1 protein-coding gene is annotated in these 392 nt (G+C 55.1%); it reads left to right on the top strand.

The window, feature by feature from the left end; genetic code table 11:
- Positions 1 to 378: hypothetical protein (locus ON23_RS40070; RefSeq protein ID WP_218001121.1), on the top strand; the 378-nt coding region annotated here is incomplete at its 5' end.
- Positions 379 to 392 lie beyond the last annotated feature (14 nt).

Genomic DNA, 392 nt, shown 5'->3' with positions numbered 1-392 from the left:
AGCGGCGTGGCAGGATCAGGGGATCAAGGGGACAAAGTCATGGTCATTTCTGTGGCGTATAATCCCCGATATACCAACTACACACAGGCGACAAGCACCATGTCAACGATGTCCATTCTCTCCGATGGCTCTGTTTCCATTCCCCTTGTCACTCTGGGCAAAAGCAACACCGGAGAGGACACAGTGGCAGGCTACTACAGCGGTATAAGGGGCACGTTGGCTGATGGGCCCACAGTCATAAATGGCACGGCACTTGGACGGACACGAAACGCCGTCTACTCCAACGTGGCGCTTTTCGTGGAGACCTCAAGATGCGGCTGCAATGTGCTGGGATCATGTGGATGCCCGGATGCCATTGGGACGGGTGCCAGCATCTGATAATACCGGCTATC

The sequence above is a fragment of the Nocardia cerradoensis NBRC 101014 genome (genome assembly GCF_000308535.1).
Classification (GTDB): domain Bacteria; phylum Actinomycetota; class Actinomycetes; order Mycobacteriales; family Mycobacteriaceae; genus Nocardia; species Nocardia cerradoensis.
This window is presented reverse-complemented; position numbering and strand designations above follow the sequence as displayed.